Source organism: Amycolatopsis aidingensis, assembly GCF_018885265.1.
Taxonomy (GTDB): Bacteria; Actinomycetota; Actinomycetes; order Mycobacteriales; family Pseudonocardiaceae; genus Amycolatopsis; species Amycolatopsis aidingensis.
The window spans coordinates 3,046,990-3,070,608 of the sequence record NZ_CP076538.1; the positions used below are offsets into that span (position 1 = coordinate 3,046,990).

19 protein-coding genes are annotated in these 23,619 nt (G+C 71.6%); 5 read left to right on the top strand and 14 right to left on the bottom strand.

Annotated features, from left to right (window positions below):
• Positions 1–21 precede the first annotated feature (21 nt).
• From pgl to tkt, 6 genes are read right to left on the bottom strand one after another with little or no spacing between them, the layout of a single operon-like run.
• Positions 22–768, bottom strand: coding sequence for a 6-phosphogluconolactonase (pgl, locus tag KOI47_RS14400; RefSeq protein WP_216216462.1), 747 nt, complete (start codon positions 766–768; stop codon positions 22–24).
• The gene (opcA, locus tag KOI47_RS14405) at positions 765–1,772 is read right to left on the bottom strand and encodes a glucose-6-phosphate dehydrogenase assembly protein OpcA (protein WP_216216463.1); all 1,008 of its coding nucleotides are present in this window, start codon (positions 1,770–1,772) and stop codon (positions 765–767) included. Before opcA ends, pgl begins: the two co-directional genes overlap by 4 nt.
• Complete coding sequence (gene zwf, locus KOI47_RS14410) at positions 1,769–3,298, bottom strand: glucose-6-phosphate dehydrogenase (protein WP_216216464.1); 1,530 nt, start codon at positions 3,296–3,298, stop codon at positions 1,769–1,771. The genes opcA and zwf overlap by 4 nt, the downstream gene beginning before the upstream one ends.
• Positions 3,299–3,301: 3 nt before the next feature.
• Positions 3,302–4,930, bottom strand: coding sequence for a glucose-6-phosphate isomerase (locus KOI47_RS14415; protein WP_216216465.1), 1,629 nt, complete (start codon positions 4,928–4,930; stop codon positions 3,302–3,304).
• Positions 4,931–4,938: 8 nt separating this feature from the next.
• On the bottom strand, positions 4,939–6,054 hold the full coding sequence (gene tal, locus KOI47_RS14420; RefSeq protein ID WP_216216466.1) for a transaldolase: 1,116 nt from the start codon (positions 6,052–6,054) through the stop codon (positions 4,939–4,941).
• A gap of 18 nt (positions 6,055–6,072) precedes the next feature.
• Positions 6,073–8,220: a transketolase gene (tkt, locus tag KOI47_RS14425; protein ID WP_232376738.1), complete on the bottom strand. Its 2,148-nt coding sequence runs from the start codon at positions 8,218–8,220 to the stop codon at positions 6,073–6,075.
• A gap of 243 nt (positions 8,221–8,463) precedes the next feature.
• Here tkt and KOI47_RS14430 point away from each other — a divergent pair, with 243 nt between their 5' ends.
• The 3 genes from KOI47_RS14430 to KOI47_RS14440 all read left to right on the top strand — a co-directional run bounded on the left by KOI47_RS14430 (position 8,464) and on the right by KOI47_RS14440 (position 12,644).
• Positions 8,464–9,453: a heme o synthase gene (locus KOI47_RS14430; protein ID WP_216216467.1), complete on the top strand. Its 990-nt coding sequence runs from the start codon at positions 8,464–8,466 to the stop codon at positions 9,451–9,453.
• 226 nt (positions 9,454–9,679) lie between these two features.
• Positions 9,680–12,031, top strand: coding sequence for a HelD family protein (locus KOI47_RS14435; RefSeq protein ID WP_216216468.1), 2,352 nt, complete (start codon positions 9,680–9,682; stop codon positions 12,029–12,031).
• 10 nt (positions 12,032–12,041) lie between these two features.
• Positions 12,042–12,644, top strand: a complete 603-nt coding sequence (locus KOI47_RS14440) for an FKBP-type peptidyl-prolyl cis-trans isomerase (RefSeq protein ID WP_216216469.1) — start codon at positions 12,042–12,044, stop codon at positions 12,642–12,644.
• Between the two features lie 21 nt (positions 12,645–12,665).
• Here the strand turns inward: KOI47_RS14440 and KOI47_RS14445 are convergent, their stop codons facing one another.
• From KOI47_RS14445 to KOI47_RS14455, 3 genes are all read right to left on the bottom strand, one after another.
• A complete protein-coding gene (locus tag KOI47_RS14445; RefSeq protein WP_216216470.1) occupies positions 12,666–14,564 on the bottom strand; it encodes a vWA domain-containing protein in 1,899 nt (632 codons plus the stop codon).
• Positions 14,561–15,628, bottom strand: coding sequence for an AAA family ATPase (locus tag KOI47_RS14450; protein ID WP_216216471.1), 1,068 nt, complete (start codon positions 15,626–15,628; stop codon positions 14,561–14,563). The genes KOI47_RS14445 and KOI47_RS14450 overlap by 4 nt, the downstream gene beginning before the upstream one ends.
• 90 nt (positions 15,629–15,718) lie before the next feature.
• Positions 15,719–16,690, bottom strand: coding sequence for a quinone oxidoreductase family protein (locus tag KOI47_RS14455; protein WP_216216472.1), 972 nt, complete (start codon positions 16,688–16,690; stop codon positions 15,719–15,721).
• A 107-nt stretch (positions 16,691–16,797) separates the two neighbouring features.
• Between KOI47_RS14455 and KOI47_RS14460 the strand changes: the two genes are divergently transcribed.
• Entirely contained in the window at positions 16,798–17,118 is a 321-nt protein-coding gene (locus KOI47_RS14460; protein ID WP_216216473.1) for a hypothetical protein, read from the top strand.
• Positions 17,115–17,981: an ATP-grasp domain-containing protein gene (locus KOI47_RS14465; RefSeq protein WP_216216474.1), complete on the top strand. Its 867-nt coding sequence runs from the start codon at positions 17,115–17,117 to the stop codon at positions 17,979–17,981. Before KOI47_RS14460 ends, KOI47_RS14465 begins: the two co-directional genes overlap by 4 nt.
• Before the next feature lie 22 nt (positions 17,982–18,003).
• On the opposite strand, the gene KOI47_RS14470 is transcribed toward KOI47_RS14465, so the two are convergent.
• The 5 genes from KOI47_RS14470 to mptB form a co-directional block, all read right to left on the bottom strand.
• Positions 18,004–18,951, bottom strand: coding sequence for an acyl-CoA desaturase (locus KOI47_RS14470; RefSeq protein WP_216216475.1), 948 nt, complete (start codon positions 18,949–18,951; stop codon positions 18,004–18,006).
• 150 nt (positions 18,952–19,101) lie between these two features.
• Positions 19,102–20,079 (bottom strand): COX15/CtaA family protein, encoded by a 978-nt coding sequence (locus tag KOI47_RS14475; RefSeq protein ID WP_216216476.1) that lies wholly within the window; start codon positions 20,077–20,079, stop codon positions 19,102–19,104.
• Between the two features lie 9 nt (positions 20,080–20,088).
• Entirely contained in the window at positions 20,089–20,901 is an 813-nt protein-coding gene (locus KOI47_RS14480) for an ABC transporter permease (protein ID WP_216216477.1), read from the bottom strand.
• Positions 20,898–21,824 carry an ABC transporter ATP-binding protein gene (locus KOI47_RS14485; protein WP_216216478.1) on the bottom strand — a complete coding sequence of 309 codons (927 nt, stop codon included), beginning with the start codon at positions 21,822–21,824 and terminating at the stop codon, positions 20,898–20,900. The genes KOI47_RS14480 and KOI47_RS14485 overlap by 4 nt, the downstream gene beginning before the upstream one ends.
• 6 nt (positions 21,825–21,830) lie before the next feature.
• On the bottom strand, positions 21,831–23,549 hold the full coding sequence (gene mptB, locus KOI47_RS14490) for a polyprenol phosphomannose-dependent alpha 1,6 mannosyltransferase MptB (protein WP_216216479.1): 1,719 nt from the start codon (positions 23,547–23,549) through the stop codon (positions 21,831–21,833).
• Positions 23,550–23,619 lie beyond the last annotated feature (70 nt).

Sequence of the window (23,619 nt, forward strand, 5' to 3'; positions counted from 1 at the left end):
CGCCGTCTGAGCTGGGGGAGGTCAGCGGCGGGGCGCGGCGGCGCGGTCCAGCAGCCAGCGGGTGCGCAGGCTGCCGCGGGCGCCGGCGACCGGGAGCCGCACCTCGTCCGCCCCGGCCAGGGCCAGCGCGACGGCCTCGGCCTTGGCCTCGCCGGTGGTGACCAGCCACACCTCGACCGCCTGCCGGATGGCGGGCAGGGTCAGTGAGATCCGGGTGGGCGGCGGTTTCGGCGAGTCGTGCACGGCGACCACCGAGCGCTCCTGCTCGTGTACGGCGGGGGAGTCCGGGAAGATCGACGCGGTGTGCCCCTCGCCGCCCAGCCCCAGCAGCAGCACATCGAAGGCTGGTACCTCCCGCCCTGGGCCCGCGGCCTCGGCGAGCACCCTGGCGTAGTCGGCGGCCGCGGCCTCCGGGTCGTCGCCGAACGGGCCGTCGGCGGGCGCCATCGGGTGCACCCGGGCCGGATCGACCGGAACGTGGTCGAGCAGGGCCTGCCGGGCCTGCTTCTCGTTGCGCTCGTCGTCGTCCGCGGCAAGGAACCGCTCGTCGCCCCAGTACAGGTCCACCCGCGACCAGTCGATCGCGTCCCTGGCGGGGGACTGCCGCACCTGCTCCAGCACCGCGATGCCGGTGCCACCGCCGGTCAGCACCACCGAGGCGGTGCCCCGCTGCGCCTGCGCGTCCAGCACCGCAGTGATCAGCCTGGCGGCGCAGGCCGCCGCCAGCAGGTCCGGATCGGCATGCACGACGACATCGGTATCGCTCACTGCGCGGCCTTCCTGGTCGTCTTCGTCGTGCCCCTGGTGCTGTTGCCGCCGCTACCGCTCGCGGTGGCGGTGCGCTTGCGGCCGCCGCCGCTGGTGAGCTTGTCCAGCCCGTGCAGCGCCGCCTGGTAGATCTCGTCCGGGTCGAGCCTGCGCAGCTCCTCGATCAGGCAGTCCCTGGTGTCCCGGCGCTGCAACGCGATCCGCCGCGCGGGCTGGCCGGGCTGGGTGAGCCTGCCGACCCGCCCGTCCGGCCGGTGCAGTTCGATCGGACCGGAGCGGCGGTCCAGGCTCACCGAGACGATGCCCTGTGCCTCACTGGTCTTGACCCGCTTCACCGGGGCCTTGAGGTACTCCGCCAGCCAGCCGGCCAGCAGCTCGGTGGAGGGCGAGTCCGCCTCGCCGGTCACCGTCGCCCCGGTGACCTTCTCGTACGGCGGCAGGTCCAGCGCGGACACCAGCTGGGCACGCCAGCGGGTCAGCCGGGTCCAGGCGAGGTCGGTGTCGCCGGCCACATAGGACCTGCCGCGGGCGGCCAGGGTACGGATCGGGTTCTTCTCCGCTGCCGAGTCGGTGATCCGGCGCTGGGCGATCTGCCCGAGCGGATCCTGGGCGGGCGCCTTCGGCCCGCCGCTGGGCCACCAGGTCACGATCGGCGCGTCCGGCAGCAGCAGCGGGACCACCGCGCTCTGCCCCTGGCCTGCCAGCGGGCCGTACAGCCGCAGCACGATGACCTCGCTGGCACCCGCGTCGCCACCGACCCGGATCTGGCCGTCGATCCGCGCCGCGGCCGGACGGGAGCCCTTGGCCACCACGATCACCCGGGAGGGGTGTTCCCTGCTGGCCTCGTTGGCGGCGTCGATGGCGTCCTCCAGCCGCTCATCGTCCTCAGCCGCGATGACCAGGGTGAGCACCCTGCCCAGCGCGACGGCGCCGCCGCGCTCGCGCAGCTCGACCAGTTTGTTGTTGACCTGCGAGGTGGTGGTGGACGGCAGGTCGATGATCACGGACGCCTCCAGTGCCTACCGGTGCGGGCGAGTAGCTCCTCCGCGGACGGCGGACCCCAGGAACCCGGCTGGTACGACTCGGGTGCGCCATGCTTGGCCCAGTGCTCCAGCACCGGGTCGAGGATCTGCCAGGACAGCTCCACCTCGTCGTTGACGGGGAACAGCGAGGGTTCGCCGAGCAGCACGTCCAGGATCAGCCGCTCGTAGGCCTCCGGGGAGGACTCGGTGAACGCGTGCCCGTAGCCGAAGTCCATGGTCACGTCCCGGACCTCCATGGTGGTGCCGGGCACCTTCGAACCGAACCGCAGTGTGACGCCCTCGTCCGGCTGCACCCTGATCACCAGCGCGTTCTGCCCGAGTTCCTCGGTGGAGGAGGAGTCGAAGGGCAGGTGCGGGGCCCGCTTGAACACCACCGCGATCTCGGTCACCCTCCTGCCCAGCCGCTTGCCGGTGCGCAGGTAGAACGGCACGCCCGCCCAGCGGCGGTTCTGCACCTCCAGGGTCACCGCGGCGTAGGTCTCGGTGGTGGAGTCCTTGGCGAAGCCGTCCTCCTGCAGCAGGCCGGGCACCTTGGTGCCGCCCTGCCAGCCACCCGCGTACTGCCCGCGCGCGGTGGTCCGATCGAAGGGCTGCACCGCCTTGGTGGCCGCCAGCACCTTCACCTTCTCCGCGCGCAGCGCGTTCGGTTCGAAGGACAGCGGCTCCTCCATCGCGGTGAAGGCCAGCAGCTGCAGCAGGTGGTTCTGGATCACGTCGCGCGCCGCGCCGATCCCGTCGTAGTAGCCAGCGCGCCCGCCGAGCCCGATGTCCTCGGCCATGGTGATCTGCACGTGGTCCACGTGGTTGGCGTTCCAGATCGGCTCGAACAGCTGGTTGGCGAAGCGCAGTGCCAGGATGTTCTGCACCGTCTCCTTGCCGAGGTAGTGGTCGATCCGGAACACCGACTCCTCGGGGAACACGTCGTTGACGACGTTGTTCAGTTCCTTGGCGCTGGAAAGGTCGTGCCCGAACGGCTTCTCGATCACCACCCGGCGCCAGGTGTCGGCATCGGCGTCGGCCAGCCCGCAGCGGGCCAGTTGCTTGGTCACCACCGGGAAGGCCCATGGCGGGATGGAAAGGTAGAAGGCCGTGTTGCCGCCGGTGCCGCGCTCCTCGCCGAGCTCCCGCACGGTCTGCGCCAGCCGGTCGAAGGAGTCGTCGTCATCGAAGGTGCCCGGCACGAACCGGATGCCCTCCGCGAGCCGGTTCCACACCGACTCGCGGAACGTGGTGCGCGCATGCTCGGCCACCGCGTCGTGCACCATCTCGCCGAAGTCCTGGTGTTCCCACTCCCTGCGGGCGAAACCGACCAGGGAGAACCCGGCCGGCAGCAGCCCGCGATGCGCGAGGTCGTAGATCGCGGGCATCAGTTTCTTGCGGGAGAGGTCGCCGGTGACCCCGAAGATCACCAGGCTGGAGGGGCCCGCGATCCTGGGCAGCCGCTTGTCCCGCGGGTCCCGGAGCGGGTTGGTCCACTGACGACTCATTGATCACAGTTCCTGAATCGCACGGACGAGTTCGGCCAGTCCCGCCGCCCGGTCGGTGAGGTGCAGCCGGAGCACGGGCCTGCCGTGCTCGAGCAGCACCTGCCCGTCACCGAGCGCCTGCGCGAGCTGGAGGGTGCCCAGAGTGTACGGCCGGTCGGGTACCTCGAGGTCATGGTCCACCGCGCCGGTGATCTGCAGGAAGATCCCGTTCTGGTGGCCCCCCTTGTGATACTGCCCGGTCGAGTGCAGGAATCGCGGGCCCCAGCCGAAGGTGGTCTGCAACCCGCCGCGGCCGGCCAGCTCGTTGCGCAGCAGCGCGGCCGAGGCGTCGTCCAGCCGGTCCAGATAGGCCTGCACCGCGAGGTACCCACCCTCCGGAGCGGAACCCAGGAACTCGCGCAGCACGGCGGCCAGCCCGTCGTCGCCCGAGGTGCCCGCCGAGGCGTACACCTCCACCGAGCCGACCACAGTGGACGGTTCGGTCGAGCCGCCGAGCGCGCTCGGGTCGTCCAGCAGGGACCGGGCCGCCTGCTTCGCCGCCTCCACATCGGGCTGGTCGAACGGGTTGATCCCGAGCAGCCTGCCCACGATCGCGGTGGCGTACTCCCAGAGCAGGAACTGCCCGCCGAGCGAGCCACGGGTACTCACCCTGGCCCCGCCGACCATCGGTCCGATCGCCACCGGCAGGGCGTCCGCTCCCGCGTCGGCGAACCCGGGGGCGTTCGGCCCCCCGACCACCACCGGCAGCAGCCCGGTGCCCTGCTTGCCGGTGGACTCGGCGATCAGCTGCTCGGCCCAGTCGCCGAAGCCGGTGAGCGTGTTCGCGCTGCCCGCGTCGGTGTTGGTCAGCACCACCTTCTCCGCACCGACCTCGTGCGCCGCGGCCAGCGCGGCGGCCAGCTTCAGCGCCGGATTGTCCTCGGTGTCGGCGGACACCAGCTCGCTGGCGCTGGCCGCCTGGTCCAGCAGCCTGGCCACGTCCGCACCGGCCAGCCCGGCAGGCACCAGCCCGAACGCGGTCAGCGCCGAGTAGCGGCCACCGACGTCAGGGTCGGCGAGGAACACCCTGCGGTAGCTCTCGGATTCGGCGAGCTCGGCCAGCGGCGAGCCGGGATCGGTCACCACCACGATCCGGGCGGCGGCGTCCACCCCGGCCTCGGTGAAGGCCCTGGCGAAGATCCGCCGGTGGCTGTCGGTCTCCACGGTGCCGCCGGACTTGGAGGACACCACCAGCACGGTACGGTCCAGGTCGCCTGCCAGCGCGTCGGCCACCTGCCCTGGGTCGGTGGTGTCCAGCACGGTCAGCGGCACACCCTCGGTCGCGGTGATCACCTCGGGTGCCAGCGAGGAGCCACCCATCCCGGCCAGCACGACCCGGTCGATGCCCTCGGCGCGCAGTTCCTCGCGCAGTGCCTCGATCTCGCCGATCAGCGGGCGCGAGGTCTTGTACAGCGTGGTCCAGGCCAGCCGGATGGCGGCCTCGGACTCGGCATCCGGGCCCCACAGCGTGGGGTCCTGTGCCGCGACTCTGCTCGCCACCCGGTCCTCGACGAGCTTGCCAACCAGGTCGGCACCGGTCGCGCCGGGAACGACCTCGCCGACCGTGACCGCGAGCGTTGTGGAGTCCGCCATCCGTCTCGTCAGCTCCTCGCCTTTTCGAGCTGGCCGGAAACCGTGTCCAGCAGCTCGGTCCACGACTTCTCGAACTTCTGCACGCCCTCGTTCTCCAGTACGCGGAACACATCATCGACGTTCACGCCGATCACGGCGAGCCGGTCGAAAACGGCCCTGGCCCGCTCCGCCGTGCCGGTGACGGTGTCCCCGCTGATCTCGGCGTGATCCGCAGTGGCCTCCAGGGTCTTCTCCGGCATGGTGTTCACCGTCCCGGAGACCACCAGCTGGTCCACGTAGCGGGTGTCGGAGTACTCCGGGCTCTTCACTCCGGTGGAGGCCCACAGCGGCCGCTGCGCGTTGGCGCCCTGCTCGGCCAGCGCCCGCCACCGTTCGGTGCCGAACATCTCCTGGTAGGTGGCGTAGGCCAGCTGCGCGTTGGCGATCGCGGCCTCGCCGAGCATGGCCTTCGCCTCGCCGGTGCCGATCTCCGCCAGCCGCTTGTCCACCTCGGAGTCCACCCTGGACACGAAGAAGGAGGCGACCGAGTGGATCCCGGACAGGTCGTGCCCGTTCGCCCTGGCCTGCTCCAGACCCGTGAAGAAGGCCTCGATCACCTCGCGGTAGCGCTCGGTGGAGAAGATCAGCGTGACGTTCACGCTGATGCCCTCGGCCAGGGTGCGGGTGATCGCCGGCAGTCCCTGCTCGGTGGCCGGGATCTTGATCAGCACGTTCGGCCGGTCCACGGTCTTCCACAGGTCCTGTGCCTCGGCGACGGTCTTGTCCGTTTCCCTGGCCAGCCGCGGGTCCACCTCGATGGACACCCGGCCGTCCACCCCGCCGGTGTCCCGGTAGACCTCGCGGAAGAGGTCGGCCGCATTGCGCACGTCGGTGGTGGTCAGCTCGCGCACCGCGGCGTCCACATCGGCGCCGCGCCCGGCCAGCTCGGCCACCTGCTCGTCGTAGGCCGCGCCCGCGGAGAGCGCGCCCGCGAAGATCGTCGGGTTGGTGGTGACGCCCACGACGTGCTTGTCCCGGATGAGCTCGGCGAGGTTGCCGGTGTTCAGCCGCTCCCTGGACAGGTCGTCCAGCCAGATCGACACCCCGGCCCCGGAGAGCTGAGCGAGCCTATCGGTGGTGCTCATGGTTATCCCCTTCGCGTGTTACTTGCCGGACCGCTCCAGCGAACGGCGCGCGGCGGCGGTGACGGCGTCGCCGGTGAAACCGAACTCGCGGAACAGGGTCTTGTAGTCGGCCGACGCTCCGAAGTGCTCGATCGACACGATCTCGCCCGCGTCGCCGACGAGGCGGTGCCAGCTCTGCGCGACGCCAGCCTCCACGGCGACCCGTGCCTTCACCCCGGCCGGGAGCACGGACTCACGGTAGGCCGCGTCCTGCGCGTCGAACCACTCGACACACGGCATCGACACCACACGGGTGGCAACGCCATCGGCCTCCAGGGTGTTCCGCGCCTCGACGGCCAGCTGCACCTCCGAGCCGGTGGCGATCAGCACCACCTGCGGGCTGCCGCCGGTCGCCTCGGCGAGCACGTAGCCGCCCCTGGCGACGCCCTCGGGCGCCTTCTCCTTGGTGCCCTCGAGTACCGGCACGTTCTGCCGGGTCAGCGCCAGCCCGGACGGCGTGTCGTTGTCCTCGAGCACCGCCTTCCAGGCCGCCGCCGTCTCGTTCGCGTCGGCGGGCCGCACGACGTTCAGGCCGGGGATGGCGCGCAGCGCGGACAGCTGCTCGATCGGCTGGTGCGTCGGGCCGTCCTCGCCAAGGCCGATCGAGTCGTGCGTCCAGACGTAGGTCACCGGGGCCTTCATCAGTGCCGCCAGCCGAACCGCGGGGCGCATGTAGTCGCTGAAAATCAGGAAGGTCGCTCCGTAGGGCCGGGTGCCGCCGTGCAACGCGATCCCGTTCAGGATGGAGCCCATCGCGTGCTCCCGCACGCCGAAGTGCAGGTTCCGGCCGTACGGCTCGGCCTGGAACATCTCGGTGGCCGCCGCTTCCGGCCCGAACGAGGTGGCGTTCTTGATGATGGTGTTGTTGCTCTCGGCCAGGTCGGCGGAGCCGCCCCACAGTTCGGGCAGCACATCGCCGATCGCGTTCAGCACCTCACCGGAGGCCTTCCTGGTGGCGATGCCCTTCTCGTCCGGGTCCCACTCCGGCAGCTTCTGCTCCCAGCCTGATGGCAGGCTGCGGGTGCGCAGCCGGTCGGCCAGTGCCTTGCGCTCCGGGTTGGCCGCCGCCCAGGCCTCGAACCGCTCCCGCCACTGCGCGTGCGCCTGCTTGCCGCGGTCGAGCGCCGCGCGGGTGTGCGCCAGCACCTCGTCCTCGATCTGGAAGCTGCGCTCGGGGTCGAACCCGAGGATCCGCTTGACCTCGGCCACCTCGTCCGCTCCCAGCGCGGCGCCGTGCGCCTTGCCGGTGTTCATCTTGTTCGGCGCGGGGTAGCCGATGATGGTGCGCAACAGGATGAACGAGGGCCGGGTGGTGTCCGCCTTGGCCGCCGCGATGGCCTGCTCGAAGGCCGCCACGTCCTCGCCGCCGTCGACCACCTGCACGTGCCAGCCATAGGCCTCGTACCGCTTGGCGGTGTCCTCGGACAGCGCGATGTTGGTGTCGTCCTCGATGGAGATCTTGTTGTCGTCGTAGATCACCACCAGGTTGCCCAGCTCCTGGCGCCCGGCGATGGAGGAGGCCTCGGAGGTGACGCCCTCCTCGATGTCCCCGTCCGAGGCGATCACGTAGACGAAGTGGTCGAACAGGCTCTCCCCTGGAGCGGGCCCGGGGTCGAGCAGGCCGCGCTCCCTGCGGGCCGCCATTGCCATCCCCACCGCGTTGGCCAGGCCCTGGCCGAGCGGGCCGGTGGTGGTCTCCACCCCGGGGGTGTGCCGGTACTCCGGGTGGCCAGGGGTCTTCGACTCCCATTTGCGCAGCTGCTCGAGGTCGGCCATCTCCAGGCCGTACCCGGCGAGGAAGAGCTGGATGTAGAGGGTCAGGCTGCTGTGTCCCGCGGAGAGGACGAACCGGTCACGGGCGGGCCACTCGGGATCCGCCGGGTCGTGCCGCATGATCCGCTGGAACAGGGAGTACGCGACGGGCGCCAGGCTCATCGCGGTGCCGGGGTGACCACTGCCACAGTTCTCCACCGCGTCGGCGGCCAGGACCCGGACGGTGTCCACCGCGCGGGTGTCCTGCTCGCTCCAGTCGGCGGGCAGGTTCCGCCGGACCAGTGGGTTGTTCTCGCTGATGGGCCCGGTGTGCGGCGACGGGTGCGGCGATGGGTGGGACGTGGGGTGGGACACTGAACTCGAACTCCTGACTGTATCTCTCGACCAAGTGCGCAGCCGGCCGTCATCTTAATCGATACCGAAGTCCAGCCATGCCCGCAGTGGTCAGGGTAGTAGGTGCGGCGGGGTTGGCAGGGCGCCGCGCAGGGCGGACCCGCGAACGGGGGATGAAACCGCGCCAACTACGATCACGGCGAGTGCCGACCTCGGGATTTCCGTCGATCGGTGCCCACCACCCGAACTGATGCAGGGAGCGAAATGTCGTTGGTGCACGCTGCGCATGGCAGCGGTGACCCCACCGGCCCCGCTGGCTCCGTGCACCCCACCGGCGAACCTCCCGCGAACGGCGGGCGTGGCTTCCTGCGCACCGTCGGCGCATATGCCGCGCTGGCCAAGCCGCGCGTGATCGAACTGCTGCTGGTCACCACCATTCCGGCGATGTTCCTTGCGGCACGGGATATCCCGTCCCCGTGGTTGGTGCTGGCGACGCTGGTCGGCGGCACCATGGCCGCGGGTAGCGCGAACGCGCTGAACTGCGTGATCGACGCCGATATCGACAAGGTGATGAAGCGCACCAAGCGACGCCCGCTGGTGCGGGACTCGGTGCCACGGCTCGGCGCGCTGATCTTCGGGCTGGCCCTGGGGCTGGCGTCCTTCGCGGTGCTGTTGCTGACGGTGAACCTGCTGGCCGCCGCGCTGGCGATCGCGACGATCCTGTTCTACATCTTCGTGTACACCCTGGTGCTCAAGCGCCGTACCCCGCAGAACGTGGTGTGGGGCGGCGCGGCCGGCTGCATGCCGGTGGTGATCGGGTGGGCCGCGGTGGAGAACACGGTCGCCTGGCCCGCGTTCGTGATGTTCGGCGTGATCTTCTTCTGGACCCCGCCGCACACCTGGGCGCTGGCGATGAAGTATCGCGAGGACTACGAGCGGGCAGGTGTGCCGATGCTGCCGGTGGTGGCCACCCCGCAGCACGTGGCGCGGCAGATCGTCGTCTACTCCTGGGTGATGGTGGGCTGGACCCTGCTGCTGGCTCCGGCCACCAGCTGGCTGTACACCGCCTTCGCCGCACTGGCCGGCGCCTGGTTCCTGTTCTACGCGCACCGGCTGTACGCCGCGGTCCGCGCAGGCGAGCAGACCAAGCCGATGTCGCTTTTCCACCGCTCCAACACGTACCTGATGATCGTGTTCTGCGCCCTCGCCGTGGACTCCGCCATCGGTCTCCCGGTACTGGGCCTCCCCTTCTGACCCCCGGCCGCCTGTTGGCCGTACGCAAACAGCCAACGCGTGCGCGTCAACGGCAAACACGTGCGCGCAGACGGCAAACACGCCGGACTCGGCGTGTTTGCCGCTCACAACCGCGTGTTTGCTCCCCACGTACGCGCGTTTGCCGTCCCCAACCGGGAACATCGGCGTGGCCTGCGACGTTGGTGCTCTCGGCCGATCAACATCCCGACCCGAAAGTGGGTTGCCCTTGTCAGTGTCCCCGTCCGACCGGGAACAAGAGAACACCGACGAGATCGCGGCGGAGCAGGACTACCTCACGCTGCTGTACGACAAGCTCGACACCGAACGGGAGACCGCGCAGGCCCGGCTCACCGAGGCGTTGCAGCAGTCGGGCGGTCCACCGCAGGCGCGGGCCGAACGGGACACCGCTGCGACCACCTTCACCGAGCGCCTGTCCCAGCTCAACTCCGTGGAGCAGGGGCTGTGCTTCGGCAGGCTCGACTTCGAAGCCGACGAGCCCGTGCACATCGGCAGGCTCGGCCTTTTCGACGAGGAGGACGACTACCAGCCGCTGCTGGTGGACTGGCGAGCCCCGGTGGCGCGGCCGTTCTACCTGGCCACGGCCGCCTCGCCGGAGGGGGTGCGCAGGCGCAGGCACATCCGCACGCTCAGCCGCAAGGTGGTCGGCCTCGACGACGAGATCCTCGACCTGAACGCCGCCGACCAGGGGCACGACCTCGGGCTGGCCGGGGAGGCTGCGCTGCTCGCGGCGCTGGAGCGCAGACGGACCGGCGAGATGGCCGACATCGTCGCCACCATCCAGGCCGAGCAGGACCAGATCATCCGGGCCGGGCTGAACGGTGTGCTGGTGGTGCAGGGCGGCCCCGGCACCGGCAAGACGGCCGTCGCGCTGCACCGCGCCGCCTACCTGCTCTACACCTACCGGGAGCAGCTCACCAGCCGCGGCGTGCTCGTGGTCGGCCCGAACAGCACCTTCCTGCGCTACATCGGGCAGGTGCTGCCCGCACTGGGGGAGACCGGCGTGCTGCTGGCCACCGTGGGGGAGCTGTACCCGGGCCTGACCGCGCTGGGGGAGGACAGCAGGGAGGCGGCCGAGATCAAGGGGCGGCCGAGCATGGTCGAGGTGCTGGAACAAGCCGTCGCCGACCGGCAGCAGGTGCCCGATCCGGTGCTGGAGATCGAGGTCGAGGGCGAGACCCTGACCCTGGAGCGGGAACCCTGTGAGCGCGCACGGCGCAAGGCACGGGACACCCGCAAGCCGCACAACCTCGCCCGGCGGGTGTTCGTGGACCTCCTGCTGGACGAGCTCACCCGGCAGTCGGCACAGCGGACCGAGGACAACGTGTTCGATGGCCTGCCGGAGATCCCGCTGGCCGCGGACGAGACCCCGGACGCCGAGGTGCTGGACGCGCAGGACCTGGCCACGATCCGCGCGGAATTGGCCGAGAACGCGGCCGTGCGGGCCGCGTTCGACGAGCTGTGGCCCAAGCTCAGCCCGCCGGAACTGCTGAACGACCTGTACGGCTCGGCGCAGCGGCTGGCCGGCGCGACGGCAGGGCACCTCAGCGCGGAGGAACGCGACCTGCTGGCCCGCGCCCCCGGCTCCTACTGGACACCCGCGGACGTCCCGCTGCTGGACGAGCTCGCCGAGTTGCTCGGGGTGGACGACACCGAGGCCAGGGCGCGGCGCGAACAGCGGGAACGCGAGGAACGCGCCTACGCCGAGGGCGTGCTGCACGTCCTGGAACAGGACGAGGAGATCATCGACGAGGAGATCCTGCGGGTGCGGGATGTGCTGGACGCCGAGCTGCTGGCCGAACGGCAGCAGCGCAGCAACGAGCTGTCCGCCGCGGAACGGGCCGCGCGGGACCGGACCTGGACCTTCGGGCACGTGATCGTGGACGAGGCGCAGGAGCTGTCCGCGATGGCCTGGCGGCTGCTGATGCGGCGGTGCCCGAGCCGGTCCATGACCGTGGTCGGCGATGTCGCGCAGACCGGGTCTGCCGCGGGCACCTCCTCCTGGGCGCGGGTGCTGCGGCCGTACGTCGAGGACCGGTGGCGGCTGCGCGAGCTGACCGTGAACTACCGCACCCCCGCCGAGATCATGACGGTGGCGGCGCGGGTGCTCGCGGCGGCGAACCCGGACCTTGCGGTGCCCACCTCGGTCCGTGAGTCCGGGACCGTGCCCTGGCAACGCCGGATGGACCGGGCCGAGGTGCCGGCGGCCATCCGCGGCCTCGCCGAGCAGGAACTGGCCGCGGCCGACGGCGGAACCGTCGCCGTGCTGTGCCCGGCTTCCCAGCTGGAACCACTCGGCGCCGCGCTGGAAGGGCCGCTGGCCGCGCCGGAGGGCGAGAACGCACGGTTGTCCCTGCTGACCGTGGAGCTGGCCAAGGGCCTTGAGTTCGACGGGGTGGTGCTGGTGTCCCCGGACGAGATCGTCGCCGAGTCGCCGAACGGGCTGAACGACCTGTACGTGGCGCTCACCAGAGCCACCCAGCGGCTGGGGATCCTGCACACCGGGGCGGAGCCGGTGCCGATCTCGGGTCCGGTGAACGGCGAGTCGGCGCCCGGTTAAAGTTGGCGCCATGCGCAAAGCTGGCACGATCATGGTCGCGGCGTTCGCCGCAGTCGCACTCGCTGCATGCTCCCCACCCGGGGAGCAGCCCTCGGACCAGCCCCCGGGCAGCGATCCGACGCCGACGCATGTGGCCCAGTCGTCCGGAGCCCCGGAACCGGGCGGGACCGAGGGCAGCGTCACGACCTCACCCGGCGACCAGGGCCCCGAGTGCACCGCCGAGGACATCGAGGTGTCCGGGGAGTTCGGTGCCAAGCCGGAGATCACCATCCCGGACAACTGCGCCCCGCCCTCGGAGCTGCTGGTGGAGGACCTCAGCGAGGGCGACGGCGCCGAGATCACCCAGGGCAGCCAGGTCGAGATGAACTACCTGCTGCTCACCTGGGCGGACCGGGAGGAGAAGGACAGCTCCTTCGGCAAGCAGCCGATCGCGCTCACGGTCGGCAACGGCGAGGTCATCGAAGGCTGGGACGAGGGCCTGCTCGGCCTGAAGGAGGGCGGCCGCAGGCTGCTGGTCGTGCCCGCGGACATGGCCTACGGCAACCAGCCGGACCACCCGCTGGCCCAGGACACCCTTGTCTTCGTCGTGGACGCCGTCAGCGTCTCCGGCTGATTCGCCGCCCGGCGGCCCGGCTCAGCGGATCCGGAACACCGGGCCGCGCGGCGTGAACGGGAGCCTGGCGCCAGCCGGGATCAGGAAGGCGTGTTCTCGCCGGACCCGCACGATATCGCAGGCCGCGTCGGTGATGATCAGGATCGGACCGTCGGCGGGGAAGTCGGCGGCACGTTCGAGTAGCGTCACGCCCGGCTGCAGGACGGTGCCGCCCCGGCCGCGCACCGTCACCCGACCCGCGATCGCGCCGACCGGAAGATAGCCCGCGTCGTAGGCGACCGCGTCGCAGCACACGATCCGGGCGGCGGGCACGTCCCTGGCCATGGCGTAGGAGGCGATCGCGCCGAGCGCCTTACCGAGCACGGTGCTGTTCATCGAACCGGAGGTGTCCAGGACCACGCCGAAGGTCGGCTGCCGGGTGAGTTCTTCCGGCCGCAGCCGTCCTGGCCGCGGGATGTCCGGGGTGGCGGACTGCCTACGGGAAGCGCGGGCGTAGCTGCGCCGGCTCTCGGGTGCCCGGATGTGCTCATCGAACCACCGGGCCAGCCGGGCATCCCAGGGCAGCGGCGGGTGCTCGAGTGCCTTGATCTCCTGCTCCAGCCCGGCCGCGATCAAGCCGCGATCCGCGCGGCGGTGGTATTCCAGCCCGGCGACCAGCGCCCTGCGGTAGAACTCGTCAAGGTCGACCGAGGACACCTGCCCGGTGCGCTCCCACGGCGGCGGGGGCCGGTCGGCCCGGCGCGATCCGCGCCGCCGGGCGGCATCCGGCCTGCTCAGCCAGTCGCCGAGGACATCACCCACCGCCCGGCCGCCCAGGGTGGCGAGTTTGCGGGACCGGCGCAGATCGGTGCACAGCGTGTCGTAGACCGACTCGGCGGACAGCGCGGCGAGCCGCTGGTCGTACAACGTCCCCTCGGGCAGGTGACCGACCGCCATCTCCACCAGCCAGCCGTTGATCACGTAGTCGCAGGCCACGTTCCACAGGTACGGGTCCCGCCCCTTGGCGCGCAGGTCGTGGCGCAACGCGGCATGCAGCATCTCGTGCGCAAGCACGAACCGCCACTCCTGCTCGGTCAGGTCGACGTGCGGATTCACGTAGATCTCGCCGTGCTCGGGGCTGACCGCGGCGATCGTGATATCCCAGGCCCGCGCGATCTCCGGGTCGTCCACCAGGGTCAGCCGGGCCGCCACCGCGCCGAGCAGGGGAAAAGAGGACACGAACCAGCCCAGCGCACGGTCCCATGCCCGCATCCTCCGGCCGCGCACCGCCTGGCCGCGGGACTCGGCGGCCTGCTCGATGGCGCCGTGCGCCGCGTCGGCGAGCCCGCGGGCGAACAGGTCACGCCAGGTCCGGGTGTTCCCGGTCGTCCGGTCCGGCCGCCAGCACGAGCGCGGCGCGACGGTGAGACACGGCCGGGACCCGCCGGTGCCGCAGCCGCGATAGTGCGCGGGCACGCCCTCCCGCCGCCACCGCTCGATCAGCTCGTCCTCCTCGCCGCCGGGCAGCTCGGGCATCAGGAACGGCGCGCGCCCGACCCTGGCCACCTCGGCGAACCGGTTGACCACCACGCAGCACGCGGCGGCATAGGCCGGGTCGACCAGATCCCCCGGCAGCAGCGCATCGGACTCGGTGAGCCGCCGCTGATCCAGATGGCCGAGCCCGAGATGTAGCAGCAGGTGCACGAACATCCAGGCCCACTCTGCCGGTTCCGCCTCGGCCCTGGGGTTGGCGGTGATCACCCCCCGCGTGTCGACCGTTGCGAAGACATCCGGCGCGAACTCGTCGGCGTGTTCCAGCCTGGCCGATTCGGCGAGCCAGGCCAGCGCCGGATGTTTCGCGGCGGTGTCCCAGCCCGCGCGTAACGCGGCGAGCCTGCGTGCCCTGCGCTTGGCCTCGGCCCTGGCGCGGCCGCTGTTCACGTGCCGGACCGGGCCGCGACCAGGCGGGGCATGTCCCTGGCGGCCTCCACCAGGAACCAGGCTGGCAGCAGCGGGCGGTCCTTGTCCTCCTCGGCGATCACCAGCTGCGCGATCTCCAGCGAGATCTCGGCCAGTTCCACCAGCAGGGTCTTCGCGCGGAAGGCGAACTGGCGGGTGCCGGGGGAGGCGTGCCGCTTGTCCGCGGGCAGTTCCTTGACCAGCCGGGCCCGGAAGGTCTCGGCGAGGAAGTACAGCAGGTCCCGCTCGGCCGGATCGGCGGGCCAGCGCGCGTCCCCCTTGATGATCGCGTTCAGGTCGTGGGCGTGCCGGGCCACCTTGAGGTAGCCGCGGAAGGCCGCCGCGTGCGCGGGAGTCAGGGTGCCGTAGGCCAGCAGGGCCGCCGTGTCCTCGCCGACGTCGGGGCCTGCGGAATGCAGCACATCGGAGAGCATGTGCCAGGAACGCGGGGTGGAGAACGGCTCCTCGGTCTTCGGCGGTTCGCTCCACAGGTGATCCGGGCGCTGGGTGAGGTACTCGATCACCCACCGGTGGATCCCGTGCTCGGTCGCCCAGGCCAGCCAGTCCGTGGCGGATGCCCGCAGGTGGATATGCACCAGGCGGTTCACCAGCGCCGATGCCATCGGCCGGGCCAGTGCCTGGTCGGTGGCCCGGTTGCCCGCGCCGATCACCACCGAACCCGGCGGCAGCTCATAGGAACCGATCCGGCGGTCCAGGATCAGCGAGTAGAACGCCTTCTGCACATCCGGCGAGGCGGCGTTGAGTTCGTCCAGGAACAGGCAGTAGGGCGCCTCGCGGGCGATGTGCTCCGGCGGGCAGAACCGGCTCCTGCCTGCCACGATCTGCGGCACCCCGATCAGGTCCTCCGGAGCGAGCTGGGTACCCAGCAGGGAGACGCAGTCCAGCCCGAGCGTGGCCGCGAACTGGCGCACCAGCGCGGATTTCCCGATTCCCGGTGCGCCCCATAGGAAAACCGGCCGCACCACCGCCACGTCGAGCAGGGTCACCGGCAGCTGAGCCGGGGTGACGGTCACGGCGGCATACACGAGCGGGCCTTTCGTCCGGGTTCTCGGGAGCGCCCATGATTCCCGGTTCCCTTCACCCGCCGCAGCCCTTTTTCCTGCACCTCCAGTCGGTCAGGGGAGCAGGAGGAGTTTGCCGGTGGTGCGGCGGCCTTCCAGGTCCTCGTGTGCCCTGCGGGCTTCGGACAGCGGGTAGCTGCCGCCGATCCGGACCCGCAGCGAGCCGCCGGTCACGGCGTCGAACACCTCGCGCGCCCGCCAGTCCAGCTCATCCCGGGTGGCGGTGTAGTGCGGAAGGGAAGGCCGGGTGAGGAACACCGAACCCGCCGCGTTGAGCCGCTGCGGGTCGAGCGGCGGCACCGGGCCGCTCGCCGCCCCGAACAGCGCCAGCATGCCGCGCGGCCGGAGGCTGGCCAGGCTGCCGTCCACCGTGGACCGGCCGACCCCGTCGTATACTACGGCCACCCCCTCGCCGCCGGTCAGCTTCCGCACCTGCTCGGCGAAGTCGGTCTCGGTGTAGCGGATCACCTCGTCGGCGCCCGCCTCGCGGGCCAGCTGCTCCTTCTCCGCGGTGGACACCGTGCCCAGTACCCGCGCGCCACGGGCCTTGGCCAGCTGGACCAGCAGCAGCCCTACCCCGCCCGCCGCCGCGTGCACCAGCACCGTGTCGCCGGGCTGGACCGGGTAGGTGGATGCCACCAGGTAGTGCGCCGTCATCCCCTGCAGCATCACCGCCGCCGCGGTTTCGTCGGAAACCCCGTCCGGGACGCGCACCGCCGAGGCCGCGGGGAGCACCGCCTGCTGCGCGTAACCGCCGAGCACGCCCTGCCAGGCGACCCGGTCACCCACCGCGAACCCGTCGGCCTCGCCGCCCACGGCGGTGACCCTGCCCGCGCCCTCCTGGCCGAGGGTGAACGGCAGGTCGTGCGGGTAGATACCGCTGCGCAGGTAGGTGTCGATGTAGTTGACCCCCGCGGCGGCCACCTCGATGGCCAGCTCACCCGGCCCGGGTTCTGCCGGGTCCACCTCGGCCACCTCGAGCACCTCGGGGCCACCGTGCTGCTGGACGCGTACTGCCGTGGGCATACCTTCTCCCTGCCTTCGTCTGCCGCCTGCTTCCTGCCGCCGGTGACAACTATGGCCGGGGCCACGATGTTCCACATCCCCGGGCCGGTGGCCCCTAGACTCGCCTCGTGGCTGACACCGAGAACACCGAGAAGACCCCCGAGCCGACCCGTCGCCAGCTCGCGGCCGCCCGGCAGTTCGTCACCCAGCACGGGAAACCCTCCCGGGCCGTGGTGGAGCCCATCGGACGCGGCGGCGCCAGGGTGGTGCTGGTCGGCAAGGACGGCGCCCTCGGCGACGTGCTGGTACCCGCCCCGGCGACCGGCGAGGCTCTGGTGGCCGCGGTGGACGAACTGGAGCTGTCCAGCTGGGACGCGGACACGGTGAACGCCACCGAGATCGGCGCCCGGCATCGCCGCCGGATGGCCGCCTCCTGGACGCGGGCGTGAGCGCCGAGGCGATCCTGGTCGGCTGCCGCAAGCTGCCCGAGGGGGACGGGGACGAGCGCGCGGTGCTGCCCGCGCTGGCGGACCTCGGGGTGCGCGCCCGCTGGGCGGTCTGGGACGACCCGGAGGTGGACTTCGCATCCGGGCTGGCCATCCTGCGTGCGACCTGGGACTACACCGACCGGCTCGGCGAGTTCCTGGACTGGTGTGCTGCGGTGCCGAGGCTGTGCAACCCGGCAGGCGTCGTGCGCTGGAACACCGACAAGAGCTACCTGGCCGACCTGGCCGGGGCCGGGGTGGCCATCGTGCCGACCGAGCTGATCCCGCCGGGCGGCACCCCGCGCTGGCCGGATGCGGAGTTCGTGCTCAAGCCCAGTATCGGGGTCGGGTCGATCGGCGCCGCGCGGTTCGCCGCGGACGAGACCGAAGCCGCGGCCGAGCACCTCGCGGGGCTGCACGGCACCGGCCACACCGCGCTGCTCCAGCCATATCAGGCCCATGTGGACGCCGAGGGTGAGACCGCGCTGGTGTTCTTCGGCGGGGTCTACTCGCATGCCTTCACCAAGGGCGCGATGCTCACCGGGTCCGATCTGGACGGGTCCGGGCTGTACCGTTCCGAGCGCCTCGGTGTCGCCGAGCCGGAGCCGAGTTTCCGGCGGCTGGCCGAGGACGTGCTGGACGCCGCCTGCGGCCTGCGCGGGCTGCGCAGGGCCGACCTGCTCTACGCCAGGGTCGACCTGGTCCGCACCGCCGGGGGCGCGCCAGCCCTGCTCGAGCTGGAACTCACCGAGCCATCGCTGGGCTTCTCCTACGCCGACCCCGCCGCCCCGCTCCGCTTCGCTTCCGCCGTCCGCCAGCTACTGTAAGTAATTACTGGGGCAGGGGTGGTTACGCTGGGGTGATACGCTTGGCGGCCAGCCGCTCGGGCTTCGGCCAGCGGACGTTGCGGGCCCAGCCGAACTTCTCGAACATCCAGATCAGCCGGGCGGAGATGTCGATCTGGCCGCGCAGCACCCCGTGCCGGGCGCAGGTCGGGTCCGCGTGATGCGAGTTGTGCCAGGACTCGCCCATGGACAGGATGGCCAGTGGCCAGAAGTTCGCGGCCTTGTCCCTGCTGGCGAACGGGCGGGAACCGACCATGTGGCAGATCGAGTTCACCGACCAGGTCACATGGTGCAGGAAGGCGATCCGCACCAGCCCGGCCCAGAAGAACGCGGTCACCGCCCCCCACAGCGACCAGGTGAGCAGGCCGCCGAGCACGGCGGGCAGCCCGAGGCTGAGCACGATCCACAGCGCGAAATAGCGGTTCACCATGCGCAGGTCGGCGTCGGCGACCAGGTCGGGGGCGAACCGGTCGTAGTTGGTGACCTCACGCCGGAACATCCAGCCCATGTGTGCGTGCCAGAACCCCCTGGCCAGCGCGACCGGGGAGCTGCCGAACAGCCACGGCGAGTGCGGGTCACCCTCCCGGTCGGCGAAGGCGTGGTGCCGCCGGTGGCTGGCCACCCAGAAGATCACCGAGCCCTGCACCGCCATGCTGCCCGCGATGGCCAGCGCGATCCGCAGCGGGCGGCCCGCCTTGAACGCCCCGTGCGTGAAGTAACGGTGGTAACCGACCGTAACCCCGAGGGTGGCGACGGTGTAGAAGGCGATCGCGAGTACCAGGTCCACCCAGTTGATGCCCCATCCCCAGGCGAACGGGATCGCCACCAGCAACGCGATGAACGGGACCAGCAGGAAGGTCTTCAGGACGATCATCTGGGCGGTGGAACGCTCGCCCGAGACGAGGGGCTTGGGATTGCTCCGCTGGTCGGCAGGGGAGGATGTGACACTCATGGTTCGGTGTGACCTCGAATCGGGGGGACGGGAAAACGGAACCGAAACCGGACATCGGGGACGTGTGACCGGCAAGCCAAGCCTAACCGCAGGCACTGGCGAGTATGTCGCCCGTGCCTTACGACCGCGTGACGCCTTGCTTGCCGGAGCTCAGCCGATGGCCGCCGGCTGGGTTTCCGCGGACGCCGCGGGCCGGGCCGGGACGGGACCCCGGTCGCGGGCGGCGCACCACAGCGTGGCCGTGGCGACGATCACCAGCGCCGAGCCGAGGACGTGCAGGGAGACCAGCGCCTCCGGCACGCCGAGTTCGTACTGCAGCGTGCCGAGGCCACCCTGGGCCAGCGCGACCAGCCAGGTGACCCCGTAGGTCTTCCACAGCCGCGCGTTCCCGCCCGCGCGCCACAGCAGCAGGCCGAACAGCGCGAGCGCCAGCAGGTACAGCACCAGGAAACCGCCGTGGATCCGCGCGAGGGTCTCGATCGGAGCCTGCAGCCGCGGGGTGTCCGGATCGCCGCCGTGCGGGCCCGCGCCGGTCACCGTGGTCCCGGCGACCAGGACACAGCCCAGCGAGACCGCCAGCGCCACCAGCAGCCGTCGCCCGGCAACCGGCACCCGCCACCGCGGCGGCTCGTCCCCCTCGCGGAAGGCGCGGTGCAGCAGCACGGCCAGCCACACCAGCGGGGTGGAGGCGAGGAAATGGATCGCGACCGTCCACCACAGCAGCCCGGCCATCACGGTGATTCCGCCGACCACGGCCTGGGTGACCACGCCCAGCGGCATGGTCCAGGCCAGCGCCAGCAGCCGCCGCCTGCCCGGCTGCTCCAGCCAGATCCGCCACGCCGCCAGCACGCACAGCGCGGCGACCAGGATCACCACCCCGGTCAGCATCCGGTTGCCGAACTCGATCCACTGGTTCAGCGTGGCGTACTCGGGATGCTCGGCAGGGAACATGCTGCCGGAGACGCACTGCGGCCAGGTTGGGCAGCCGAGACCGGAGCCGGTGACCCGCACGACGGAACCGGTGACCCCGATCCCGCCCTGGGTGACGATGGCGGCGATCGCGACGGCCCGCTGGACGGCGGCCGAGGGGTAGGGCAGGCGGGCGACGAGTGAGTTCAGGCGCTGCAATGGACTTCCCTAGGTGAGCCGGGTGGTGCGGGTGGCGAGCGCGGCCGCGGCGACGGCCCAGCCGGCGAGCACGAGCAGTGGATAACCGGAGAAGGTGCCGTCCACCAGCGCCGAGCGCAGGCCCTCGGCGAGCGCGCCGGATGGCAGCAGTAGCACGATGTCCGCTATCGGGCCGGGCAGGGCCGCGGGTGCGAGCAGGATGCCGCCCGCGAGTAGCAGCACGAACCAGACCACGTTGGCCAGTGCCAGCACCGCCTCGGCCCTGAGCGCCCCGCCGAGCAGCACGCCGAGCGCCCCGAAGGCCAGGGTGCCCAGCAGCACCAGCAGTGCCGCGGACAGCAGCCCGCCTGCGGCGGGGGACCAGCCGAGCAGGCCCGCGACCACACCGAGCACCAGCATCTGCAGGGCCACCACCACCAGTGCGGCGACCACCCTGCCCGCCACCAGCAGCCAGCGGGGCAGTGCGGTGGCCGCGAGGCGCTTCAGCACGCCGTAGCGCCGGTCGAAGCCGAGCGCGATGGCCTGGCCGGTGAACGCCGAGGACATCACGGCCAGCGCCAGGATCCTCGGGGTTACCCAGTCCACTTTGGACGTCGTGCCGAGGTCGCCGGTTGGCAGGACGTCCAGCAGGGTGAGCCCGGCCAGCAGCGCCAGCGGGATCAGCAGGGTGAGCAGCACCTGCTCGCCGTGCCGCAGGGTCATGGCCGCTTCCACCCTGGCCTGGGTGCGCAGCATCCGGCCGAGGCCGCCTCGCCCCGGCGCCGGGGTGAAGGTGCCGGGGGAGAAGCGAGCCTCGTCGGCCGTGCGGGTCACGGTGGTCATCCTCGCAGTTCCTTTCCGGTCAGCTCGAGGAAGACCTCCTCCAGGTCGCGCCTGCCCACCTGCAGTTCCTCGGCCAGTACCCCGTGCCGCGCGCACCAGGCAGTGACGGTGGACACCACCTGCGGATCGACCAGCCCTTCCACCCGGTACGCCCCCGGCGCGGACTCGCGCACCAGATAGCCCTCGGGCAGGGCCGCCGCCAGCAGCCCGGTGTCCAGGCCGGGCCGCGCCCGGAACCGCAGCTGTGCGGCATCCGCCCGCTCGGTGGTCAGCGCGCTCGGCGCGCCCCGCACGACCACCCGGCCACCGTCGATGATCATCACCTCGTCGGCGAGCGCCTCGGCCTCCTCCATCAGGTGCGTGGTGAGCAGCACACTCACCCCGTCCGTGCGCAGCGCCCCGAGCAGGTCCCAGACCAGCCTGCGCGCCTGCGGGTCCATCCCGGCGGTCGGTTCGTCCAGGAACACCAGTTCCGGCCTGCCGACCAGCGCGCAGGCAAGGGAAAGCCGCTGCTGCTGCCCACCGGAGAGGCGCTTGAACGGAACCCGCCTTGCCGGGCCGAGGCCGAGCACCTCCAGCAGCCAGCCGACGTCCAGCGGCCGGGCCGCGCAGGTGGCCACCAGCCGCAGCATCTCCTCGGCCCGCACCCCGGGATAGGCGCCGCCGCCCTGCGGCATCACCCCGATCCGGGGCCGCAGCGCGGCGCTCTCGCGCACCGGGTCGAGGCCGAGTACCCGGACCGTCCCCGCGTCCGGGCACAGGAACCCTTCGCAGGCCTCGACCGTGGTGGTCTTGCCTGCGCCGTTCGGTCCCAGCAGGGCGAGCAGGCTGCCGCGGGGCATGTCCAGGTCGAGGCCGTCGACGGCGGTGGTGGAACCGAAGCGTTTCACCAGCCCGGTGATCTCGACGGCGGGGACACTCACAAATTCCTAGGGTACGGCTTGCTCCTGCGCGGCCACGTGCGGCGTCCGCTTGGGACGTTCCAGCAGCATGGGCGCCGTGCGGCGGATCAGCAGCAGGGTGAGCGCGATCACCACGGCACCCGCGAGGTAGGCCTGCGGCAGGATGTAGGCGCGGCCGTCGAAGGTGCTGCCGGTGGGCGGAATCAGGAACGGCAGCACCACGCTCACCGCCGTCGCGGCCACCCGGAAGCGCGAGGTACCGGCCGATGCGGCCAGCGGGATTACCGCCCAGAGCAGGTACCACGGCTGCATCGACACCATCAGCATCGCGGTGGCGCCCAGCGAGACGCCGAGGCCGATGATCGGGCGGTAGCGCCAGCGGAAGCTGTCCCACAGGAACTTGATCGTGATCAGCACGCCGAGGCCGTAGCCCAGCATGCCGAGGATGGCCACCAGCGCCCCGGTGTGGTTGCCCAGCCCGAGGGCGATCCCGAGGATGCCGCCGACCTGGGCCAGCTCGGTTACCGGGGAGATCCAGCTCCAGACCAGGCCCGCGGTGTTCAGCAGCGCGCCGATCCAGCCGAAGCCCAGCCCGGTGCCCAGGCTCACCGCCAGGGTGACCACGGCGCAGATCGCGGTCATCAGCGCGGCGGCCCGCAGCAGGTCCACGATCCGGCCGTGCCAGCGCCTTGCGATCATCACGCCGAAGAAGCCGAGTGCCCAGACCGCGTTCAGCTTCACCATGGCGCCGAGGGTGATGACCGTCGCGCCGAGCACGATGAACGGCAGTTCCCCGCGGGCCAGCGGTGGCGGAGTGTCGCCCTGCACCCGTACCGGCAGCCGCCGGATGCCGATCTCCAGCCCGGCCACCATCAGCCCGATCCCCAGTGCCTCGTTGTGCGCCCCGGCGATCAGGTGGAACAGCACCAGCGGGTTGAGCGCGCCGAGCCACAGCGCGGTGGCGGGCTGCACGCCGAACCGGTGGGCCAGCCGGGGCAGCGCCCATACGATCAGCCCGACCCCGACCAGCGCGACCGCGCGGTGCAGCAGCACGCCGGTGGCGACGTCGTAGCCGACGATCCCGGACAGCCAGCTGCCGATCTGCAGGAACAGTGGGCCGTAGGGCGCGGGGGTCTCCCGCCACATGTTGGAAACGCCCATGGTGAGCGGGTCGCCGACGCCGAGCGCCTCGGCGGGCCCCAGCGAGTAGGGGTCCATCCCGCGGTGCACGATCTCGCTCTGCGCCAGGTAGCTGTAGACGTCCCGGGAGAACAGCGGCGGGATCAGCAGCAGCGGCGCCACCCACATGGCCAGCGTGCGGTGCAGCTGTGCCTTGCTGGCCAGCCGGGCCCTGGTCGGCCGCGCGAACCGGCCGAGCATCAGCCAGCCGAACACCAGCAGGCCCATCCCGGCGAAGGCGATCGCCAGCGAGACCGTCGGGATCCGGGCGAACACCCGCAGCACCGGCACCTCGAACACCGGGTTGATCACCGGCGCCGCGCCCGCGCCGAGCGAGCCGAAGGCGAGGAACAGCGCGCCCACCGTGCCGACGTAGCGCACCACCCGCAGCGCTCGCTGCTCGGTGCCGTCCAGCGGCTCGGCAGCCCGCGGCCGGACCGGGGAGCGGGTGGTGACCGTGCCGTCCTCCGAGCGGCCGTCCTCCGGCGCGGCGTCCGTCCTGACGCCATCGCCGGCACGCCGCCGCGCCTCGTCCTTGCCAACAGCCACGGGGAGAACTGTATCCATCCGGGCAGGCGCGTGAGTCAGGTCACCACGCCCGCGCCGATCTTTGCCCTCGGCCCGGAAATACGACACA